Genomic DNA, 21,405 nt, shown 5'->3' on the forward strand with positions numbered 1-21,405 from the left:
ATTTGCTCGCCAGATATCTACGCAGCCAGCACCCTGTTGCGCCCTGACGCTTTGGCGCGATAGAGCGCCTCATCCATGCGTTTAAACAAACTATCAGTGTCTTCACCCACCTGATGTTGCGCGACCCCGATGCTAACCGTAAGCTGTGGCAAGTTAGGTTGGCAGATCATCTGAATGGTTTCTCTAATAGATTCAGCCAATTGTAACGCGCCCTCAAGATTGGTTAACGGCAGAAGGATCGCAAATTCCTCCCCTCCCCAACGGAAAACAATGTCACACTCACGGATGATGGATTCCAGTGTTCTCGCCAGGAATATCAGGACTTCATCCCCCTTATGGTGCCCCAGTTGGTCATTAATATTTTTGAAATGATCGACATCCAATAGAATCAAACTGAAGTTCTGACCATAACGTTGACTTTGGGCATGAGCATGCTCAACCAAAGGAAAAAACTGACGACGATTACCCAAGTCTGTCAGTGGGTCTTTCAAAGCAGCATGTTCTAATGCCTGTTCAAGCCGCTTTTGTTCAGTAATGTCATGGATAATACAAAGCATCAATCTTATGCCATCTAACTCAACTGGCCCGGCATAGGTTTGGACGTGACGGGTATTTCCATCTGCTAATTTATGTATAAAATTAAGTGGCTTATGCCCCCCCGGTAATTTAGCAATCTCATTCATTACGGGTAAAATATCTCGCCCCATCGAATTAATTTCCCAGGTATGCTTCATACACATATCTTCCCGGGAATAGCCATAGAAACGGGTTGCCGCCTGATTAGCATCGACAATCTGCCCCTCTCTTGAGGGGTCAATAAGCAGCATCGGGGCGGTATTGGTACTAAAGAATTGCTCGTAAAAACTCCGCTCACTGCGGGAATAGGCTTTAGTTAATAGCCTTTCGTCAGTCGGTTGAGCGGGCACGAGTTCACCAAGCCCTTCAAAAATGATGACAGCACCATAAGGATCTAGTTGCGTCAAAGAAAGACGGCAGCTCAAGGGAAAAACGCTCTGTTCTGTCTGAATAGTCCAAATCTCGATGATTTGGTCACCCACTGCCAAAGGGAGAAGATAGGAGTCCAGGTGCTCCTGCGCATGTGCTGAAAACCGACCATTACGCAATACCGATAACAGAACGTCGCCGGCCAGTTTTCGAGCTTCCTTGTTAGCAAAAAGTATTTCCTGATTTTTAGGTAAAACAACCCAAATCGGGGTACTCAAGATATTTAATACATCTAAACCTGTTACTAACATAGGTATACCGAATGATATTTGGCATCAAAACAGAATACAGCTAATTGACATTTTTAGAACCATAGTTTTCATACAACCTATCAGCTCTGGTTATCCAAAAGAGAAGTACCGTAAGAATTGTCAATTGTACAAACCCAACATCCATCGAGTTCATGACGAAACACATAGGTTGCACGCCGGGTTGTGGTCACCATCTCCCCCTGCCCATCAGGAAAATGCAACACCGTTTCCATAATGACCAAAGCATCTCCAGCACCTTCGATAACTTGCATTTCACCCTGCTCAACCACAAGTTGATTCTTAAAGTGGTCAGAGATAGCGATAAAGGCTTTGCGGATATTATCCTTGCCTGTGGCAATCATCCCAGGTTTGATGACCAGTGCCGCATCCTCAGCATAGTATTTCATCAACTCATCAAAATTCCGCTCAGAGATTGCTTTATCACATGCTTCGATAACTTGCCGTATTGGATGTGCACTCATTGAAGATAGCTCCATAAATTGGGGAGATGGGCATAGCCCGGGAATATTTCGTTGGTGGAGCTTACCAGCAGCAGAACTGCCATCATAAAGGATATGCAATGCAGGTAAAACGGTGATTTCAGCACATTTGAGTAGATTATTTACACCTGTTTACAGTGAAATTTAAAAAAATAATATTCCACTACTACCTAAATTACCCCATAGATAAAATAATGAATTTATGTAAATAGGCTGTTTCACAAATTAACTATTATTTATTATCTTTCCTCACCAATATTAAGGTGAATCAAAACATACATTTCAATTTTTAGGATATTTCTTGGAATTTAGAAATACACTTCTCGACCTAAACAAGAAAAAGCCTATTTTAACTTAGGTGCATTGTTTTGGGAACCTTTTAATGTACCCTCGATATATATCACTATATGGGAAATTATTATTTTCTTTATAAAACAAGGCTAACCTTGAATATTTATATTGAATCATAAAAAATACAAAACACTCCTGTTATGGAATGACCGACTATTAACCCAATAAAAATAATTAGATATTATAATAAGGACAGTACCCGTTATGACATTTAGACACCATTCAATAAATAATTCTTTTCTGAATATTGGTAATCTTATCAGTGGAGTTAAACTCACTAAAGTTGCTATAGGTGTCATTATCGCCTGTAGTGGTACGCTGTACTTCTCAAATACTGTCAACGCTTCCAGTTGCCAGACTGCAAATGGCACCCAAGGTGGTGTCACTGTAGCTAACAATGGTAGTTGTAACATTACGAACAGCTATGCCCCTACGATGAATGACAACGAAACTGGGGGTGTTTATGTCAATAATGGGGATAAAGTCACACTAATTGGTGATCCCTCTACAATTATTCAAGGAGAAACGGGATATATCAGTAAGTTGCTTGGCGAGCTTTATTTGGCAGCGAATGGTCAAGAACATCTAATGTTGGGTGATAAAACCAATGGCGTGACCACCTGGGATAATATCACCGGTTCAAATATCGTTGTTGCGACCTATGATAGCAGTAAAATTAGCTCATCAGATTGGGGAGCATCCAATTATTGGTTTACCGCTACCCCGCATGATGTCAACGGGCAACAATATATAAACACGCGTTTCGGCACTGTCGAAGATGGGACGCTGGTCGTTAATTTGGGTGATTCTACCTTGCCGTCAACGGCTGACGAAAACAAAATAACAATGGCCGCTAAACAAAGTTTCTTGACGGTAGCTAAAGGGAACAATAGCACCGTCGAATGGACATCAAAGAATATGTTGGTGTTTGAAGTTTGGAGCCCGGCACAGGCTGGAATTGGTACCACACATTTCGAATATAGTACGCCCAACTATCTAGGCACTTTTATCGGCTTTGATAACAACAGCTATACCGTCAATAATGCCACCGAGTTAAAGGCTTATAATGACATTCTGATTCAAGCATTAAAACAGGGCAAACTAACATCACAACAAGCCTATGATAATGCATTAGCGCAGGGTGTAACTTTTACCGAAAAAAATGGCAGTTTCGACTATAGCGTAACTCCTGGTGATGAAGTCACTATGGCCGTTGGCGATAGTGCGGTGATTGTTGCCGATGGTCACGGTGCAAAAGGTATTATTAAAGATGGTGGGCAGTTAGATACGCGAATTAGCTACTTAGGTACTATGGTCGCTAAAAATGGTGGCCATATTGAGGTCGAACAGGGGGCGCAACTTTCCGGCCAGTATTACCTAATGAGAATAATGGAAGATAGTACGGGGAGCAATGACGGAATTATATCGAGTGGCTACCTCGTTGGTGATAATTGGGATACCACATCACTACATCCACACCCCAACGGTTTCGCTTATGTACAGGGTTTTGCCGTCACAATTGAGGGTATAAATGCCAGTTTTGCCAACAATGGCATTATGAACCTGGCCGGATGGAGCTATGCTGAAAATGCGAGTTCAATACTCGATACCAATTATCTGATTAAGACAACGTCCGATGCAACAGCAAGTAATAATGGAATAATGAATATTGGTGTTAACAATAACTTTCTTGATTCCGATCTTGCAGGCGTCATTGTTGATGGCATTGGTTCTTCGTTTGTCAATGAATCTGCTGGAGAAATTTATATTGGTCGAGCGGCACAATATAATATTAATAACCCAGAAAATGTTAGTGATACTGCTAATAAACGCTTACAGCAGGGCATTCGCCTGATTGAAGGCAACGCAACCAATAACGGCCGTATTACTATTGGCAGTAAAACTGAAAATGCAATTGGGATGATTGCAACCGGAGACAAAGCTGGCACCTCTCTGACAAATAATGGTCAAATAATTATTAATGGTGATGCATCAGATCATCCGTTACAAAATGTGGCGATATGGGCCGAAAATACCGGTAATACTGATATTCATCATAATGGTCTTATTGAACTCAATGGCGTTAATGCCGTGGCTTTAAAAGTGTTATCCACCAGCAAGAATGCCTCAGCAAGTACCAGCTCAACCAGCAGTATTAATATTGAAGGTGGTGCCAATATTTCTAATGGCACGCGAAACTTTGGTATTTGGGTTGAAGGTCGTGATGCCGCCGCTGAAATACAGGGGCAAGTTAATCTGAAAGGTGAAGGAGCCATCGGTGTACATGCCCGTAATAGTGCCAGAATTGATGTCAAAGGTAGCGCCCAAGTTAATTTTGTTGATGGCGATAATCAGATTGGCTATTTCGTTCACGGACTGGGTTCCCAGATTCTCAATAGTACATCTCAAGCTCAAACCTTAACGACTAACGGTTCAACACTATATCGTCTGGACGGCGGAGCCAGTTTTGTCGGCTCTGATGTCATTGATTTATCTTCACAGCTGACCGCTCAGTCAAAAGATACCACTCTATTTTTAGTAACAGGAACGGATAAAGATACCGGCACTGCCAGTAACTTTACTTCGGGTAAACTAAAAATGGATGTTAACGGCGAAGGTTCTACCGGTATTCGCGTAGAAGGTGGAGCAAGCGGTACTATTACCGCAACAGCCGATATTATTCGGGTCGCGGGTAATGGTGCGACAGCCGGTGTTGTTGACGGTAAATATTATGGTATTGATGGCCTTGAAATGCCGGAGAGTTTCAGTACCAACTCTATTTTAACCAGCTTCGCCCAATTAGGCTCAGCCCATTCTGTTGATGGTGCTTTTGGTTATATTGCCCGCAATAGCGGAACGCTGGTTCATAAAGGCAGCCTTGATTTCTCAACCAGTGGAACAGGTAAGACCGGTGTGCTGGTCGATAATGGAATACTGGATAATCAGGGAGACATAAAGGTTAAAGGTACTGCTGTTCATATTAAAGGCGAAAATGCGCAAGTTAATAATATCAGCACGATTGAAGCAACTGATGAGACAGCCGCCTATTTAATTGATAACGGTGCTTCATTGATCCTGAGCGGAACGGGTCAAACAAAAGCAGGCGGTACTGCTCATGGTGTACTATTACAGACCGGTGCGAAAGGTTTAACTATCGGGCGCGCGATTATTGATATGCTTGGAAGCGGAAATGGCATAGAAAACACCGCTGAAATTAGTCAGATCAAATTGAGCGATGCAATCATTAATGTTGGTTCAGGTGCGGGGATACGTACAGCAACTGCGCTGGAACAAACTGATAATGTAACTATCAATGTCGAAGGGACTAATGGCACCGGCTTCTTATTTGAGAAGAATATCGCCGGAAATAAAATGACCGATATTGAGCTGAATTTAGCTGGCACTGACGGGCTAACCATTAACGTTAATTCAGCCAGTGGGCAAGGTTTGATAACCAATTCTTCCGCCAATGTTACCAGTGGGGCCAATATTAATATTAATCAGGCAACAGGCGGTTCAGCATTAGTCGTGGGTGGTATCAGCAGTACAGTGAATCAGCACGGGAGTCTACAATCAAAATCCACAGAGAATGGCGTTTCAGTTGTTGATATCAATAATGGCCAAGTCAGTACCTTTACTAATTACGGACAAATTTTAGCAGCAAGCGCCACACAATTAGCTCTGCAAACATTATCTGGCCCGGCGGTAACATTTACCAATGCGGCGAACGCTATTATTAGTGGTCAGGTCAATCTGCTGAACGACCAGGATAATAGTATTACGCTGATAAGTAGCAGCAAGGGTACTGACTTTAAAGCCAGTACTGGCGATGACCGATTTTTCTTAAAAGATATCAAGGCCAGCGAACAAGGCACTTTATTCCACACACTGAATGGTGGTGCTGGTCACGATACTCTGCAACTGGATAATTCGGTTTATCGTGTTCTGAATACAAATACTATTTTGAACATGGAGCAAGTTGAATTAAAAAATCATTCAACGATGACACTAGACAACACCTTATTGGCATTAGGTGATGCTAAAGATGACTCTGTGGATACCGGTTATAGCATTGATGCTAGCAGCGAGCTTGCCGTTATTAATGATAACGCCGTAGCTTTCAATAGCCATTTATCGGGTCTTGGTGTCCTTAGTGTTAATACTTCCGGCCAGAGTTTTGATTTCACCGCGAATAACTATGCCGATAGTTTTGCCGGTACAGTGGCATTGGGACACAGTACTTTCCAATTGATGGATGGTAATACCGAGGCACTAACCCAGGCCACATTGAGATTAGGTCAAAATAGTGTGACTCACGTTGGTGATAGCCAACAAAATATCGGCGGGCTGATTTTTGACGGCGGTATGATTAATTTCAACACCGGTACACCGGGTCAGCCTGAAAAGAGTCAAATCCAGACCAGTAATATATTGAACCTGGCAGGCACCGGCAAAGTCGGCATTAATATTGAGAGCGTCCAAAGCTATCTACCCCCTTCAACGCCATCGGCAGGTGTGACTGCGTTAATGGAACAAGATGATGACAATTTGCTGCTCAAACTGGTCGACTCCCTTGGCGTTATCACTGGCAACGGAGGAGCATTGCAACTGATTGATAATCGGACTAATACAGTAATAACCGATAAAACAATGGCAGACATCGAGCAACATGGTGTGCATGTTGCTAATGGTACTTACGATTATCGATTAACAGCCGGTGCCAATAATGATGGTCTATATGTGAACTATGGCTTAACCCAGGTGGAATTGTTAAGTGATGGCGCGAATGCTTTAACTCTAAATTCGGATGGAAAAACCGGAGTAGCCGCTGACCTTAGTGCCAAAATAGTCGGTAGCGGAGATTTATCCATCGATACGGGTGTCGGAAAAACTGTTTCGTTATCAAACGCACTTAATAGCTATACCGGTATTACCGATATTCGTTCTGGAACCTTATTAATGAAGGCGAATAACGTACTGGGTAATACTGAAAAATTACAGTTAAGCAATCAAAGTATATTTGAAATGGCCTCTTTTAGTCAGGTCATTGGTAAACTTGAAAGCGCGCTGGGGACATGGGTTAACTTGAGTGGTGGTCACCTGACTATTAATCAAGGTGGTATTTCTAATGGCTATTTGACTGGGGCTGGAACCTTAACCGTTGCGGATAATGTGCTAACAGTAAATGGTGCTAATGAGCAACTCTCAGCCAAAACTGAAATTGCCCATATTGCTCAAGTTAGTCTTAATTATATCAGTGGCTTAGGCACAGGTGATATTGATAATGCCGGCAAACTTAATCTTACGGGCGCAACCGGTGATTTCGTTAATAATCTGAGCAACAGCGGTGATGTCAAGTTGAACAATAGCCAGGTGGAATTACAAGGCAATAACACATCATTCTCCGGACGCTATCAAATTGATAATACCTCGGAATTAACGGCATCTCAGGCCCAGCATCTTGGCAGTGCTGATGTTGAAGATAACGGGGAATTGGTATTGAATGCCAACTCTGACTGGGCGCTGTTAAATAATGTCAATGGGATCGGTAATTTGACTAAATTAGGCCAGGCAGTGCTGACCTTAATGGGAAATGTGACTTACACAGGCCTGACAGATATTTATCAGGGTGGGGTCACATTAGGTAATAGTCATACACCTATCACACTTGCAAGTCAGCAAGTTAATATTGCCAATAATAGCTTTATGTCAGGCTATGGCGGCGTTGCCGGTAATATTGATAATCTGGGTTCGTTATACGTAGGTGATAGAGTAGTCACCCGTTCATTATCACCTGCGACGACTTTTATGGTCGGTGGTAATCTCATTAACAGCGGTTCAACCTATATTGGTTCAGTATCAACGTCTGCCGGTAATCAACTGCATGTCAGTGGCGATTATCTGGGGAATAATGGCAATCTGTATCTTAATACTGTTCTGGGTGATGATAACTCACTGACAGATAAACTCATTGTTGACGGTAATACTCAAGGTAATACTTTAGTCACCGTGACTAATATGGGTGGTCAGGGTGCTGAAACCCTCAATGGTATTGAGGTTGTACATGTTGGTGGTGACTCTGCCGGTACGTTTACGCAAAATGGCCGTATCGTTGCAGGGGCTTATGAATATAGCTTAGGTCGTGGAAACGGAGTGAATGCGGGCAACTGGTATCTGACCAGCCAGCTAAACGATATCCCGACAGAACTAATCAATCCGACAGATCCGTCAAAACCGTCGATTTTACGACCTGAGATAAGCAGTTATGCGGCGAATATTGCTGGGGCCAATACCTTATTTATGACCCGCCTCCATGACCGTTTGGGTGAAACTCAATATATCGATGCCTTAACAGGTGAAGAGAAAGTAACCAGTCTGTGGATGCGCCAGGTCGGTGGGCATAACCGCTCCCGTGATACATCCGGGCAATTGAAAACTCAGAGTAATCGTTACGTGTTGCAATTAGGCGGCGATATCGCCCAATGGAGTGATGATAATCTCAATCGCTGGCATTTAGGTGTGATGGCGGGTTATGCCAATCAGCAAAGCAATACCAACTCACGGGTCACCGGTATCGGGTCCAAAGGTAAGGTTGACGGTTATAGTGCCGGGTTATATGGCACCTGGTATGACAATGATGCCGATAAGAACGGGACTTATGTTGATACCTGGGCGCTGTATAATTGGTTTAACAATACGGTTAGCGGTGAAAGTTTCGCCAGCGAAAACTATAAGTCCAGCGGCGTCACCGCCTCGGCCGAGGTGGGATATACCTTCAAAATGAGCGAATCACCGGAAGATAACAGAATATTTTATCTTCAACCGAAAGCTCAGATTGTCTGGATGGGCGTCAAAGCCGATAGTTTTAGCGATACACACAATACTCAGGTAAGTAGTGAAGGTGATGGTAATATTCTGACCCGCCTGGGGCTTCGTTCTTATATCAATGGTTATAGTGATATTGATAAAGGTAAACAGCGCGTATTTGAACCTTTTGTTGAAGCCAATTGGATCCATAACAGCAAGAGTTTTGGTGGCAGTATGGGGGGCAAATTAGTTGAACAGGATGGCACCAGAAATATCGGTGAACTGAAAGTCGGTGTTGAAGCTCAGTGGGAGCCTCAGTTAAATCTCTGGGCGAACGTCGGCCAACAGGTTGGCGGTAAAGGCTATAGTGATACATCTGCAGTTGTAGGCGTTAAATATAACTTCTAGTTTACTGAATGTTATTTCAAATTTGAATGAAGTAGCAGGAAAAGATTAAACCTTACTTAACTGCCTTGAATTGGGCAGTTAAGTCTTCTGGTTTATCAGAAGGCACAATAACCATCGCAATACTATTTCTCTAATGTACTGACTATCAAAAATCTAAAATAAGCCCCTCTTTTCGTAAAGCATGAATGACACCTCGCATCAGATCTGATTATTCCAAGCAGGGCCAACCAGAGATAACAGGAGTAATCCATGATAAACCCAGTGAAAAGCTCAAGATAAAGTGACAAAATTTTATCAGTATCAGGGGGTTGATTTAGCGAATTTACTGGGTTTGATGCACTTCGGGAGATACTGCGAGACGTTAAGTTGGAGCGGGTGAAGGGAATCGAACCCTCGTATAGAGCTTGGGAAGCTCTCGTTCTACCATTGAACTACACCCGCTTCGGTGTGCGGTTTGCATTATAACCGGTTCTTTGACGTGGGCAAGCGAAGATATAGTCTAAGCGCCGGTATTTTAAGCGATTAGATTAAACCAAGTATAACTATCGCTATTTTGTTTGATAAAAAGGGCGCCGAGGCGCCCTAATAGATTTACCGTTAACCGGAGTCACTTATTTTACCGGGCGCATCGCTGGGAACAAGATAACATCGCGGATGGTGTGGCTGTTGGTAAACAACATCACCATACGGTCGATACCGATGCCCAGACCTGCGGTCGGCGGCAAGCCATGTTCCAGTGCAGTAACATAGTCTTCATCAAAGAACATCGCTTCGTCATCACCAGCTTCTTTGGCGCTAACTTGATCAGCAAAGCGCTGTGCCTGATCTTCAGCATCATTCAGCTCGGAGAAACCATTTCCAATTTCACGGCCACCGATGAAGAATTCGAAGCGGTCAGTGATAAATGGATTATCATCATTACGACGTGCCAACGGTGAAACTTCTGCTGGATATTCAGTGATGAAGGTTGGTTGAATCAGGTGGCTCTCAGCGGTCTCTTCGAAGATTTCGCATTGAACACGGCCCAAGCCCCAGCTCTTCTCAACTTTAATACCCAATGACTCGGCGATAGCTACTGCTTTATCCATATCGTCTAAATCAGCCACATTGGTTTCTGGACGATATTTGCAAATAGCTTCTTTCATGGTCAATTTGGCAAAAGGCTTACCGAAATCGAAGGTTTGGTCACCATACTGCACCACACTGCTACCCAGCACGGTTTCAGTAAGTGTCCGGAATAACTCTTCGGTCAGAGCAATCAGGTCTTTATAATCCGCATAAGCCATATAGAGTTCCATCATGGTGAACTCTGGGTTATGACGCGGTGAAACACCTTCATTACGGAAGTTACGGTTGATTTCGAACACACGTTCAAAACCACCTACCACCAGGCGTTTCAGGTATAACTCTGGAGCGATACGCAAGTACATATCGATATCCAGCGCATTGTGGTGAGTCACGAACGGACGCGCTGAAGCACCACCGGGAATCACTTGCATCATAGGGGTTTCGACTTCCATGAAGCCTTTTTCCACCATGAAGTTGCGGATAGCTGCCATCACTTGCGAACGAACTTTGAATGTATGACGAGATTCGTCGTTAGCAATCAGATCCAGATAGCGCTGGCGATAGCGTGTTTCCTGATCAGCCAGGCCATGGAATTTATCCGGCAGCGGGCGCAGTGCTTTGGTCAGCAAACGCAATTCGCTACAGTGGATAGACAGCTCGCCAGTTTTAGTTTTGAACAGCTTGCCACGCGCGCCCAGGATATCGCCCAGATCCCACTTTTTGAATTCTTCGTTATAAACGCCTTCCGGCAGGTCATCGCGGGAAACGTATAGCTGGATACGGCCACCGACATCTTGCAGCGTCACAAATGATGCTTTACCCATAATACGGCGAGTCATCATACGGCCAGCAACGGTCACTTCGATATCCAGCGCTTCTAATTCTTCGTTTGTTTTTTCGCCGTACTCGGCATGTAGCTGGTCTGAGAGGTGCTCACGACGGAAATCATTAGGGAAAGCAATCCCTTTTTCCCGCAGTGCAGCCAGCTTTTCCCGACGAGCTTGTAACTCACTATTGAGTTCTTGCGCTTGCTCAGCGACTTGTGGTTTTTGCTCTGACATCTCAGTTCCTTATAGCCCGGCTTTCAAACTTGCTTCAATGAATTTGTCCAGATCACCATCCAGTACCGCTTGCGTATTGCGTGTTTCTACACCGGTACGCAAATCTTTGATACGGGAGTCATCCAGTACATAAGAACGGATCTGGCTACCCCAGCCAATATCTGATTTATTATCTTCCAGCATCTGTTTATCAGCATTTTTCTTTTGCATCTCAAACTCATACAGCTTTGCTTTCAGCTGTTTCATGGCTTGATCTTTGTTCTTATGCTGAGAACGGTCATTCTGGCATTGAGTCACGATATTGGTCGGAATGTGGGTAATACGTACCGCAGATTCTGTTTTATTGACGTGCTGACCACCCGCACCAGATGCGCGGTAAACGTCAATACGCAAGTCCGCCGGGTTGATTTCGATATCAATATCGTCGTCAACTTCTGGATAGACAAAGGCAGAACTGAATGAAGTATGACGGCGGCCACCAGAGTCAAACGGGCTTTTACGTACCAGGCGATGTACGCCAGTTTCAGTACGTAACCAACCAAACGCATAATCGCCGATGATCTTGATAGTGGCTGATTTTAAGCCTGCAACATCACCATCAGACTCTTCGATGATTTCGGTTTTGAAACCTTTGGCTTCAGCCCAACGCAGGTACATACGCAGCAGCATGCTGGCCCAGTCCTGAGCTTCTGTACCACCGGAACCGGCTTGCAGATCCAGATAACAGTTGGCGCTATCATATTCACCAGAGAACATTCTGCGGAATTCGAGTTGGCCCAACTTGCCATCAAGGATATCTAACTCGGCAACCGCTTCGTTAAATGTCTCTTCGTCGTCAGCTTCAATAGCCAACTCCAGCAAGCCAGTTACATCGTCCATACCTTGATCCAGTTGATCAATGGTGGTGACAATCTCTTCCAGCGAGGAGCGTTCTTTACCTAGAGCCTGAGCGCGCTCAGGTTCATTCCAGACGTCGGGCTGTTCCAGCTCAGCGTTTACTTCTTCCAGTCGTTCTTTCTTGGCATCATAGTCAAAGATACCCCCTGAGAACGGCTGTCCGATCAGACAGGTCCTGAATTCGGTTTTTTACCGGGTTTATTTCAAACATGGTTTAAAGTCTTACGTTAAGTCGTAGATGACGGAATGTCATTATACCCGCCATATTTCAGGCTGCATGTATGTTGGCTGTCTTCGTTCACCCGAATCATTGACTGCCTATTGACCTTAAAATAAATAGACTCGTCGGGATTTACTCAGTTGCCGCTTTCATGCAACGTGAATTATTTAGGGCACAGAATTGGTAATTCTAACGGATCTATACGACGGTTTATAGCTTGTTGACTATATTTGTAGCTATCCCCTTCCTATTTGCTGCTGCAGCTGTGTTAGCGGCTCTCACTCACCCGAATCACTGACTAATGTCAGCTCATCGGGATTCATTCGTTAGCTGCCTTGCTGCAACACCAACTACTTTGGGTATAGAATAATATCGTGGTTTACTAATACGGCCACAAGTGTTGAATCAGCAACTGGACACTGCGGTTACCGCGATACTCATTGATATCGAGTTTATAAGCCAGCTTAACCTCGCGCACACTGCTATCCGGCCATAAAGTCGTATCAATATTAAACGCAATACCATCCAGTAAAGGCCCGCCATGCAAAGGCTCAATCATAAGTTTCAGGTGGCGTTCACCCACCAGCCGTTGTTGCAAGATACGGAATTTCCCGTCAAATGTGGGTTCAGGGAAGGATTGCCCCCACGGGCCGCCATCTCGCAGCAACTCTGCTGTTTCCAGTGATAATTCGTTGCCATTCAGTTCACCGTCTGACCAGATAACGCCCTCCAACTGCGAGGCGTCCATCCATTCACCGACTAAATCTGCAAAGCGCTGACGGAATTCATCGAATTTATCTTGTTCCAGCGATAGCCCCGCCGCCATAGCATGACCGCCAAACTTCAGCATTAACCCTGGATTCAAAGTATCCAGGCGCTCAAGAGCATCCCGCATATGCAGGCCTGCCACACTACGCCCCGAGCCTTTCAGTAAACCGTCACCCGCTGGGGCAAAAGCAATAACCGGCCGATGAAAACGCTCTTTAATACGTGAGGCCAGAATCCCGACCACCCCTTGATGCCACTCTGGGTGATACATCGCGATACCGTAAGGTAATTCAGTGCTGGTGCGCTCTAACTGGTCACACAGTTGCAAGGCTTCAACTTGCATACCCTGCTCTATCTCGCGGCGCGTTTGATTAAGCGAATCAAGATCAATTGCCAGTGCCCTGGCCTGAGCAATATCGTCACTGAGCAACAACGCCACCCCGATGGACATATCATCCAGACGCCCGGCTGCATTAAGCCGTGGGCCAAGGGAGAAACCCAGATCGTTAGCTGCCAATTGGCGCGCATCGCGATTGGCAACCTCCAGTAATGCACGAATACCTGGCCGGCATTTCCCGGCACGAATACGACTTAGCCCCTGATGCACCAAAATGCGGTTATTGGCATCCAGTGGCACCACATCGGCAACCGTTCCCAGCGCCACCAAATCCAGTAGTTCAGCCAGGTTAGGCACCGCCAGAGCACGCTGTTCAAACCAGCCGCTATCTCTAAGACGTGCACGTAATGCCAGCATCAGATAAAAGGTGACGCCCACTCCGGCCAAGGATTTGGAAAGGAAATTACACCCTGCCAAATTTGGATTGATGATAGCTTCTGCTGCTGGCAAGGTTTCACCCGGCAGGTGATGGTCGGTAACCAACACCTGGATACCCAGAGCATGAGCCAAATCCACTCCCGCATGAGAGGAAATACCGTTATCGACAGTAACGATCAGTTCTGCACCGCGGGCGGCAACTTGCTCGACAACTTCGGGGCTAAGCCCATAGCCATCGTCAAAACGATTTGGCACCAGATAATCAATATTACTGCCACCCATGCTACGCAAAGCGAGCACTGCCAACGCTGTGCTGGTTGCGCCATCGGCATCAAAATCACCGACAATCACAATACGACGCCTGTCAGTTAATGCTTGCTGCAACAGGGTAACACCAGCATCAATACCGTCGAGTTGCTGCCACGCCAGTAGGCCTTTAACACCACGTTCCAGTTCTTCTGCGTTTTTTACGCCGCGGCTAGCATAAAGACGGCGCAACAATGGGTGTAACTGCGCGGGCAAATGGCTATCATCCACCGCCTCACGGCGGCGAAGCTGAGTTTTCAATGTCACGGATGATCAACCCGCTGCTTTTGAGGAAGCCTGGTGCTTATTCAGCATCTGTAACATTTCTTTTGGCTCCAGATAGCCTGGAACGACAGTGCCGTTTTGCAGCACGATGGCCGGTGTGCCCTGAATACCAAACTGTACACCTAACCTATAGTGTTCAGAAATATCGGTTTTACAGGTAGCTGGTGAGATATCGGTGCCTTTCATTGCGTCATCGAATGCTTTATTGCGATCAGCCATGCACCAGATTGAGCGCATATCTTTTTCTGCCTGAGAGCTCAACCCCTGGCGTGGGAAGGCCAGATAACGTACGGTAATCCCCAGCGCATTATAGTCGCTCATTTGCTCGTGTAATTTATGGCAATAGCCGCAAGTGATATCGGTAAACACGGTAACAACGTGTTTTTCCTGCGGTGCTTTATACACAATCATTTCTTTGCTCAATGCTTCCAACTTTTTCACCAACATCTGGTTGGTCACATTCACCGGTTGGCTACCACTCACATCGTATAACGGGCCTTGTAGCAAATGTTTACCATCGGCAGAAATATAAAGCACACCGCTGTCAGTCATTACTGTACTCAAACCGGGGATCGGTGACGGTTGGATGTCAGCTTGCTGAATATCCAATTTTTTCAGTGTTTGTTGGATAGCGGCATCATCAGCATGAGCCAGCCCCGTGAATGCAGCGATAACGATCGGCAGCAGCAATAAACTTTTTTTCATTTGTAAATCCTATCTATTTCCACTCAGCATGGCTTCCATAAAAAACAACTATGCGCGCGGATGATGTTGTTGATGTAGTAACTTCAAACGTTCAGTCGCTACATGGGTATAAATCTGGGTTGTCGACAGATCGCTGTGGCCCAGTAACATTTGCACCACACGCAAATCCGCACCGTGATTTAACAGATGCGTGGCAAAAGCATGCCGCAATACGTGGGGCGAAAGCCGTTCACTATCAATACCGGCAAGGATCGCATAGTGTTTGATTCGATGCCAGAAAGTCTGTCTCGTCATTTGCTGGCTGCGGTTGCTCGGGAATAACACATCCAGCGACTGGCCGTTGATGAGCCATGGGCGGCCATGCTCCATGTAATTCTCGATCCAGTACACCGCCTCTTCACCCAATGGCACCAGGCGCTCTTTATTTCCTTTACCGATAACTCGCACTACCCCTTGGCGCAAACTCACATCGCTGATGGTCAACCCAACCAGCTCAGACACCCGCAGACCAGTGGCATAGAGGACTTCCAGCATCGCCTTGTCGCGCAATTCCAGCGGGATATCGACATTGGGGGAGTTAAGTAATGCATCAACCTGCGCTTCGCTTAAATCTTTGGGTAAGCGCTGCGGTAATTTGGGTGATGACAGCAGGGCTGTCGGGTCATCTTCGCGTAATTTTTCGCGGTATAAATATTGGAACAATCGGCGCATCGCACTGAGCAAACGTGCCGAACTGGTGGCTTTATAACCGCCCTCAATGCGCTCGGCAAGGAAAGACTGCAAGTCCTGCGAATCGGCGCGCAATAAATCACTGCCGTGATGCTCTAACCATCCGCTCAGCGCATGTAAATCCAAACGATATGATGCCAGCGTATTCTCTGCCAGATTCCGCTCCAGCCACAGGGCATCAAGAAACTGTTCAATCAGCGGGTTATTTTGCTGTTGCATAACTGTTTCTCTCTTTGATTGGATGGGTAGCCATTATGCCTGATGACGGGACAAATCTGGTACACTCGATGCTATTCCTTATTAGTAATGCTATGGCTATACATCATGAAGATTGGTCTCTTTTACGGCTCCAGCACCTGCTATACCGAAATGGTGGCAGAAAAAATACGCGACATCCTCGGCGAAGATCTGGTTGATTTACATAACTTAAAAGATGTCAGCCCTCGCCTGATGGAAGAATATTCCATTCTAATTCTGGGGATCCCTACCTGGGATTTCGGCGAATTACAGGAAGATTGGGAAGCCATTTGGCCGCAATTAACACAGCTTAATCTCAAGGGAAAGATTGTCGCCATGTATGGTATGGGCGATCAATTCGGTTATAGCGAATGGTTCCTTGATGCTCTTGGGATGCTGCACGACCATATTGCGCCGCTGGGGGTGAAATTTATTGGTTTTTGGCCAACAGATGGGTTTGAGTTTACCAGCCCGAAACCGCTCAGCGCTGACGGTAAACACTTTGTGGGGTTGGCGTTAGATGAGGTTAATCAATACGATTTGAGTGAAGAGCGCATCGAACAGTGGTGTGATCAAATTCTGCTTGAGATGGATGCCCTGCTTTAATCGGATAAACGGGCACCCACAGTGCCCGTTTGCTATACCCGTTTCTACTTATGCAATTTTATTTCCATAACCGGAGGGTAAAACCTTCGCTTTCCAAGGTATAAATTAAGGTGTCGGCGATGCTCGGCTCATCTTCCACCAGCCAGATTAAGGGCTTCATTAATTAATACCTTCATCAGAGCCAAATGAATGGCGCAGCAGGAGACACAATTGCCGCCACTCATCTTCAGACATGCTGTCAGCGGCCAGCCATAAGCGCTTACGGGTTGAGCGATTGCTTGTCTGTTGTAAACTCAATAACACGCCATAACGGGTGATCCACGGCTGCTTAATGACAACCCACTCGTGCCGTTTCCATAGCACTATATTGCCGGGTTTCAGCCTGATCTCACCTTGGCAAGACGTAATATTTTTCTGGCTGCGGATACACTCAAACACCACTAACGTCAGTAACACCAACCACAATGCGGTGTAACCCTGCGGCCAAGGCGCAACCAGCGTGAGTGTGACCAGGACGCCATGAGCTAATAGAGAGAAGAGTTGAGTGTGCCAGGATATCCGCAGGTCACATCGCCACTGGGCCACGGGCTTTATTTCGTGTTTGAATCAGTTTGACCATTTGACGCAGCTCGCTATCCTGCGGTTCCCCGTGATTCATCAACCAGTTAAATAAATCTGGATCATCACACTCAAGCAAACGGATAAAAACCTGTTTCTCGTTATCACTCAAGCCATCATATTCATGCTCAAAAAACGGCATGATAGAGATATCCAGTTCACGCATACCCCGACGGCACGCCCAGTGAATACGGGCTTTATTATCGATTTCCATGTCCTGATTGACTCCTCAAAAAAGGATGCTGATAGGCTAAAGGCGGGATTATGCTGTTTTTTAAATCACATTCAGCACTCCACCATAAAATCCGTGGTTATTGTACCTCAGATATCGTCGAATTCAGATATTGAATAATAATGGTCATTCCGTGGAATTACTGCTTGCAAAGCTACCCGGCTATTTTACCATTGAGACATCGGTTCACTGTGCCGCGCTGATTAAGTACCACTTATCCGCAGGTACTATTTATTTTAGGTAAGCCATGGCTAATAACACTCCATTTGCTGCACAACCACTGCTCGCCTCTTCTGAGCTGCCACTAACATTGATCTCCCTTGATGACTGGGCACTGGTGACGTTAACGGGCGCTGACCGCGTAAAATATCTGCAAGGACAAGTCACGGCAGATATTGATGCACTGCCCGCGGATCAGCATGTGCTGTGCGCCCATTGTGATGCCAAAGGAAAGATGTGGAGCAACCTGCGGTTATTTTATCGCGGTGAAGGGTTAGCGTTTATTGAGCGCCGTAGTGTGCTTGATAATCAGTTAAGCGAGTTGAAGAAATATGCAGTGTTCTCCAAAGTAACCATTGCTGCACAACCTGATACCGTTTTACTCGGTGTGGCGGGCGCGCAGGCAAAAGCTGCGCTGGCGGAGGTTTTCGCCGAATTACCTGATGCCGGGCACCCAGTGGTGCAGCAAGGTGATAGCACACTGTTGCATTTCTCTCTGCCCGCCGAGCGCTTCCTGCTGGTGACCGATACCGAGCAAGCGCAACAGTTAGTGGAAAAACTGGCTGACCGCGCGCAGTTTAATAACAGCAAACAGTGGCTGGCGCTGGATATCGAAGCAGGTTTTCCTATCATTGATACCGATAGCAGCGCGCAATTTATTCCACAAGCAACAAACATTCAGGCGTTGAATGGCATCAGTTTCAGCAAGGGGTGTTATACCGGGCAGGAAATGGTCGCCAGAGCAAAATACCGTGGTGCCAATAAGCGCGCACTCTACTGGCTGGCAGGTCACGCCAACCGAGTGCCAGCAGCCGGCGAAGATTTAGAGTGGCAATTAGGTGAGAACTGGCGTCGTACCGGTAGCGTATTGGCAGCCGTTGCGCTCAGTGATGGCACCGTGTGGGTTCAAGCGGTGATGAATAATGACTTGGCGGCAGACAGTGTGCTGCGCGTGCGTGATGATGAGCAAAGTGTGCTTACAATTCAACCGCTGCCCTATTCATTGGACGAAGATAAGTAATACACGCTGAGGCCGGTTATCCGGCCTCATAATCAACTATTAGACATACAAATAGATCGCCATAAAGTGGCAAACACTGCCGCCCAACACAAAACCGTGCCAAATAGCATGGCCGAAGCGAATACGCTTAGAGGCGTAGAAAATCACGCCCAGCGTGTATAACAAGCCGCCAATCGCCAATAATGCTAACCCGCCAATCTCAAGTTTTACCGCCAGTTGATAAATCACAATCAATGAAAGCCAGCCCATCGTCAGGTAAGTCACCAGCGACAGCACTTCAAAACGATGGGCAAAGGCCAATTTGAAAATGACGCCCACCAGTGCTAATCCCCATATCACCGCCATCAAGCCACGGGCTAACGGGGAGTCCAACCCCACCAATAGAAATGGTGTATATGTCCCGGCGATTAAGATGTAAATGGCACAATGGTCAAACTTCTGTAGCCAGAGTTTCGCCTTGCGATGTGGGATGGCGTGATACAACGTCGAGGCTAAAAACAGCAGAATAATACTGCCGCCATACAAACTATAACTGGTTAACGCCTTGGTATCGGCTCCGTTATCTAACGCCTGCACCAATAGTAAAACCAAACCAATAATGCCAAACACCACGCCAATACCATGACTGATGCTATTGGCTATTTCTTCTGCCCACGGATAAGACGGTGTTGTCGCTACTGTGGGAGTGACCGAGGTCGTGGGTACAGCTGATTTATTCTTCAATACTAATTATCCTGAAAATGAATCGTTATCTCATCCGGTGAGCGCAATAGCTATTCGAAAGCTGTACAAAAAGAGTGCACACAGGTTAACTGAGAATAATTCCAGTGTACACGTGTACGCTTAAATATTCTGTCAGTACATGTAACCCGCCGTGTCTGTGGTTCAAATTAGGGTGACAAATCCACTGGGAGCAGCAACACTGCTGCCATGCCAAACGAAGGGTAATAGAGGGTTATTATGTCATTAGCAGTCTTGGATTTTGGTCCACTGACAGAGACTATTCAGTTTCTGATGGAAATCGATAAGCTAAAAGATATTCAGCGGCGCACCAAAGTGATTGCCAGCTTGCGTCAGGAAAATTCAGCCGAGCACAGTTGGCATTTTGCCGTAGCGGCAATGAGTCTGGCACCCTATGCAGCCCCAGACGTCGATATCAATCGCGTGATAAAAATGGCGCTGCTGCACGATATTGTCGAAATCGATGCCGGTGATGTCATCGTTTATGATTTGGCGGCCAGAGCCGCTATTCATGAGCAAGAGGTCGCTGCCGCCAAACGCTTATTTGGCCTGCTGCCACCCGCATTAGGCGCACAATTTACCGCGCTGTGGAATGAGTATGAAGCGGAAGAAACTGCCGAAGCACGCTTTGCCACAGTGCTGGATCGCATTCTGCCCATGCTGATTAACCTGCATACCGAGGGCCAAAGTTGGCTAGAAAATGGCATCCGGTTGCAGCAAGTGCTGGATCGCAACCAATTGGTTGCCGAATGCTATCCTGAAATTTGGCAGCATTTACTGCCACAGTTGCAGGCGGCACAGCAAAAGGGTTGGCTGAAGTAACCGAATACCCGCTTATTTCCCGCCAGCTAAATCCAATACACTGCCAGTGACATAAGAGGCATGGTCTGACAGCAACCAGACGATTGCCTCTGCCACTTCTTGCGGATGCCCGCCGCGTTTCATTGGCAGTGAACTTTGTACCCGGTCAACTCGCCCCGGCTCACCGCCACTGGCATGTATATCGGTATAGATTAAACCTGGCCGAACACCATTCACTCGGATGCCCTCTGCTGCCACTTCCAATGATAAACCGGTGGTGAGTGTATCAATGGCTCCTTTGGAAGCAGCATAATCGAGATATTCGCCAGGTGCGCCCAGACGGGCGGCGGCAGAAGAGACATTAACAATCGCACCGCCATTACCACCATGTCGCAGTGCCATGCGTTTGACTGCTTCGCGGCTACATAAAAAGTAACCCGTCACATTAGTGCTTAGCACCCGATTAATGCGCTCGGCTGTCAGCCCTTCGATACTGGTTTGCGGGAATAGAATGCCGGCATTATTGACCAGAGCGGTGATCGGCCCTAGCTGGGATTCAAGTTTTTCAAATAGCGCAACTACTTGCAGCTCATCAGCAATATCGGCTTGTAACGCCACCGCTAACCCACCGCCAGCGGCGATTTCTGCCACCACCTGTCGGGCAGCTTGTTCATCATTGATATAATTTACCGCAACCCGATAACCGTGCTTTGCCAACAACAATGCAGTGGCACGGCCAATGCCACGACTGCCTCCTGTCACTAATGCGACTTTTTTGTGCATCCCTCGGCTCC

General features: G+C 46.3%; 15 protein-coding genes, 1 tRNA gene and 1 pseudogene. 4 read left to right on the top strand and 13 right to left on the bottom strand.

Annotated elements, in window-relative coordinates:
- Window positions 1–17: 17 nt before the first annotated feature.
- The gene (locus tag FTB31_RS20380; RefSeq protein WP_227731732.1) at window positions 18–1,256 is read right to left on the bottom strand and encodes a sensor domain-containing diguanylate cyclase; all 1,239 of its coding nucleotides are present in this window, start codon (window positions 1,254–1,256) and stop codon (window positions 18–20) included.
- Between the two features lie 80 nt (window positions 1,257–1,336).
- Entirely contained in the window at window positions 1,337–1,738 is a 402-nt protein-coding gene (locus tag FTB31_RS20385) for a YybH family protein (protein ID WP_050078841.1), read from the bottom strand.
- Between the two features lie 573 nt (window positions 1,739–2,311).
- Here FTB31_RS20385 and FTB31_RS20390 point away from each other — a divergent pair.
- Window positions 2,312–9,322 (top strand): autotransporter outer membrane beta-barrel domain-containing protein, encoded by a 7,011-nt coding sequence (locus FTB31_RS20390; protein ID WP_227731733.1) that lies wholly within the window; start codon window positions 2,312–2,314, stop codon window positions 9,320–9,322.
- 367 nt (window positions 9,323–9,689) lie between these two features.
- On the opposite strand, the gene FTB31_RS20395 is transcribed toward FTB31_RS20390, so the two are convergent.
- The 6 genes from FTB31_RS20395 to xerD form a co-directional block, all read right to left on the bottom strand.
- A tRNA-Gly gene (locus tag FTB31_RS20395) sits at window positions 9,690–9,763 on the bottom strand.
- Window positions 9,764–9,933: 170 nt separating this feature from the next.
- Window positions 9,934–11,451: a lysine--tRNA ligase gene (gene lysS, locus FTB31_RS20400; protein ID WP_050078854.1), complete on the bottom strand. Its 1,518-nt coding sequence runs from the start codon at window positions 11,449–11,451 to the stop codon at window positions 9,934–9,936.
- Between the two features lie 9 nt (window positions 11,452–11,460).
- Window positions 11,461–12,559, bottom strand: a protein-coding gene (gene prfB, locus FTB31_RS20405; RefSeq protein ID WP_011817019.1) for a peptide chain release factor 2 whose coding sequence is annotated in 2 segments (ribosomal slippage) — window positions 11,461–12,483 and window positions 12,485–12,559 — 1,098 coding nt in all. Because the reading frame shifts where the segments join, the coding sequence is not laid out codon by codon here.
- Between the two features lie 391 nt (window positions 12,560–12,950).
- Window positions 12,951–14,684 carry a single-stranded-DNA-specific exonuclease RecJ gene (recJ, locus tag FTB31_RS20410; RefSeq protein WP_050078855.1) on the bottom strand — a complete coding sequence of 578 codons (1,734 nt, stop codon included), beginning with the start codon at window positions 14,682–14,684 and terminating at the stop codon, window positions 12,951–12,953.
- Between the two features lie 6 nt (window positions 14,685–14,690).
- Window positions 14,691–15,407 (bottom strand): bifunctional protein-disulfide isomerase/oxidoreductase DsbC, encoded by a 717-nt coding sequence (dsbC, locus tag FTB31_RS20415; protein WP_050078856.1) that lies wholly within the window; start codon window positions 15,405–15,407, stop codon window positions 14,691–14,693.
- Window positions 15,408–15,455: 48 nt separating this feature from the next.
- A complete protein-coding gene (gene xerD / locus FTB31_RS20420; RefSeq protein WP_227719903.1) occupies window positions 15,456–16,355 on the bottom strand; it encodes a site-specific tyrosine recombinase XerD in 900 nt (299 codons plus the stop codon).
- 105 nt (window positions 16,356–16,460) lie between these two features.
- Between xerD and fldB the strand changes: the two genes are divergently transcribed.
- Complete coding sequence (fldB, locus tag FTB31_RS20425; protein WP_050078858.1) at window positions 16,461–16,979, top strand: flavodoxin FldB; 519 nt, start codon at window positions 16,461–16,463, stop codon at window positions 16,977–16,979.
- A 70-nt stretch (window positions 16,980–17,049) separates the two neighbouring features.
- Here fldB and FTB31_RS20430 read toward each other — a convergent pair.
- The 3 genes and pseudogenes from FTB31_RS20430 to sdhE all read right to left on the bottom strand — a co-directional run.
- Window positions 17,050–17,139 (bottom strand): annotated as a pseudogene (locus tag FTB31_RS20430) (two-component system response regulator CreB); the annotation flags it as partial.
- Window positions 17,139–17,564: a protein YgfX gene (locus tag FTB31_RS20435; protein ID WP_050078859.1), complete on the bottom strand. Its 426-nt coding sequence runs from the start codon at window positions 17,562–17,564 to the stop codon at window positions 17,139–17,141. The gene FTB31_RS20435 and the pseudogene FTB31_RS20430, both read right to left, overlap by 1 nt.
- Window positions 17,545–17,811: an FAD assembly factor SdhE gene (gene sdhE, locus FTB31_RS20440; RefSeq protein ID WP_004390965.1), complete on the bottom strand. Its 267-nt coding sequence runs from the start codon at window positions 17,809–17,811 to the stop codon at window positions 17,545–17,547. The genes FTB31_RS20435 and sdhE overlap by 20 nt, the downstream gene beginning before the upstream one ends.
- 265 nt (window positions 17,812–18,076) lie before the next feature.
- Here sdhE and ygfZ point away from each other — a divergent pair, with 265 nt between their 5' ends.
- Window positions 18,077–19,069, top strand: coding sequence for a tRNA-modifying protein YgfZ (gene ygfZ / locus FTB31_RS20445; RefSeq protein WP_227731734.1), 993 nt, complete (start codon window positions 18,077–18,079; stop codon window positions 19,067–19,069).
- Window positions 19,070–19,108: 39 nt separating this feature from the next.
- Here ygfZ and trhA read toward each other — a convergent pair whose 3' ends face one another.
- Window positions 19,109–19,792, bottom strand: a complete 684-nt coding sequence (gene trhA / locus FTB31_RS20450; RefSeq protein WP_019082407.1) for a PAQR family membrane homeostasis protein TrhA — start codon at window positions 19,790–19,792, stop codon at window positions 19,109–19,111.
- Window positions 19,793–20,029: 237 nt separating this feature from the next.
- Here trhA and FTB31_RS20455 point away from each other — a divergent pair, with 237 nt between their 5' ends.
- Window positions 20,030–20,632, top strand: a complete 603-nt coding sequence (locus FTB31_RS20455) for an HD domain-containing protein (protein ID WP_050078861.1) — start codon at window positions 20,030–20,032, stop codon at window positions 20,630–20,632.
- 12 nt (window positions 20,633–20,644) lie between these two features.
- On the opposite strand, the gene FTB31_RS20460 is transcribed toward FTB31_RS20455, so the two are convergent.
- Window positions 20,645–21,394 (bottom strand): SDR family oxidoreductase, encoded by a 750-nt coding sequence (locus tag FTB31_RS20460; RefSeq protein ID WP_050078862.1) that lies wholly within the window; start codon window positions 21,392–21,394, stop codon window positions 20,645–20,647.
- Window positions 21,395–21,405: the final 11 nt, after the last annotated feature.

Source organism: Yersinia proxima, from assembly GCF_902170785.1.
Classification (GTDB): Bacteria; Pseudomonadota; Gammaproteobacteria; order Enterobacterales; family Enterobacteriaceae; genus Yersinia; species Yersinia proxima.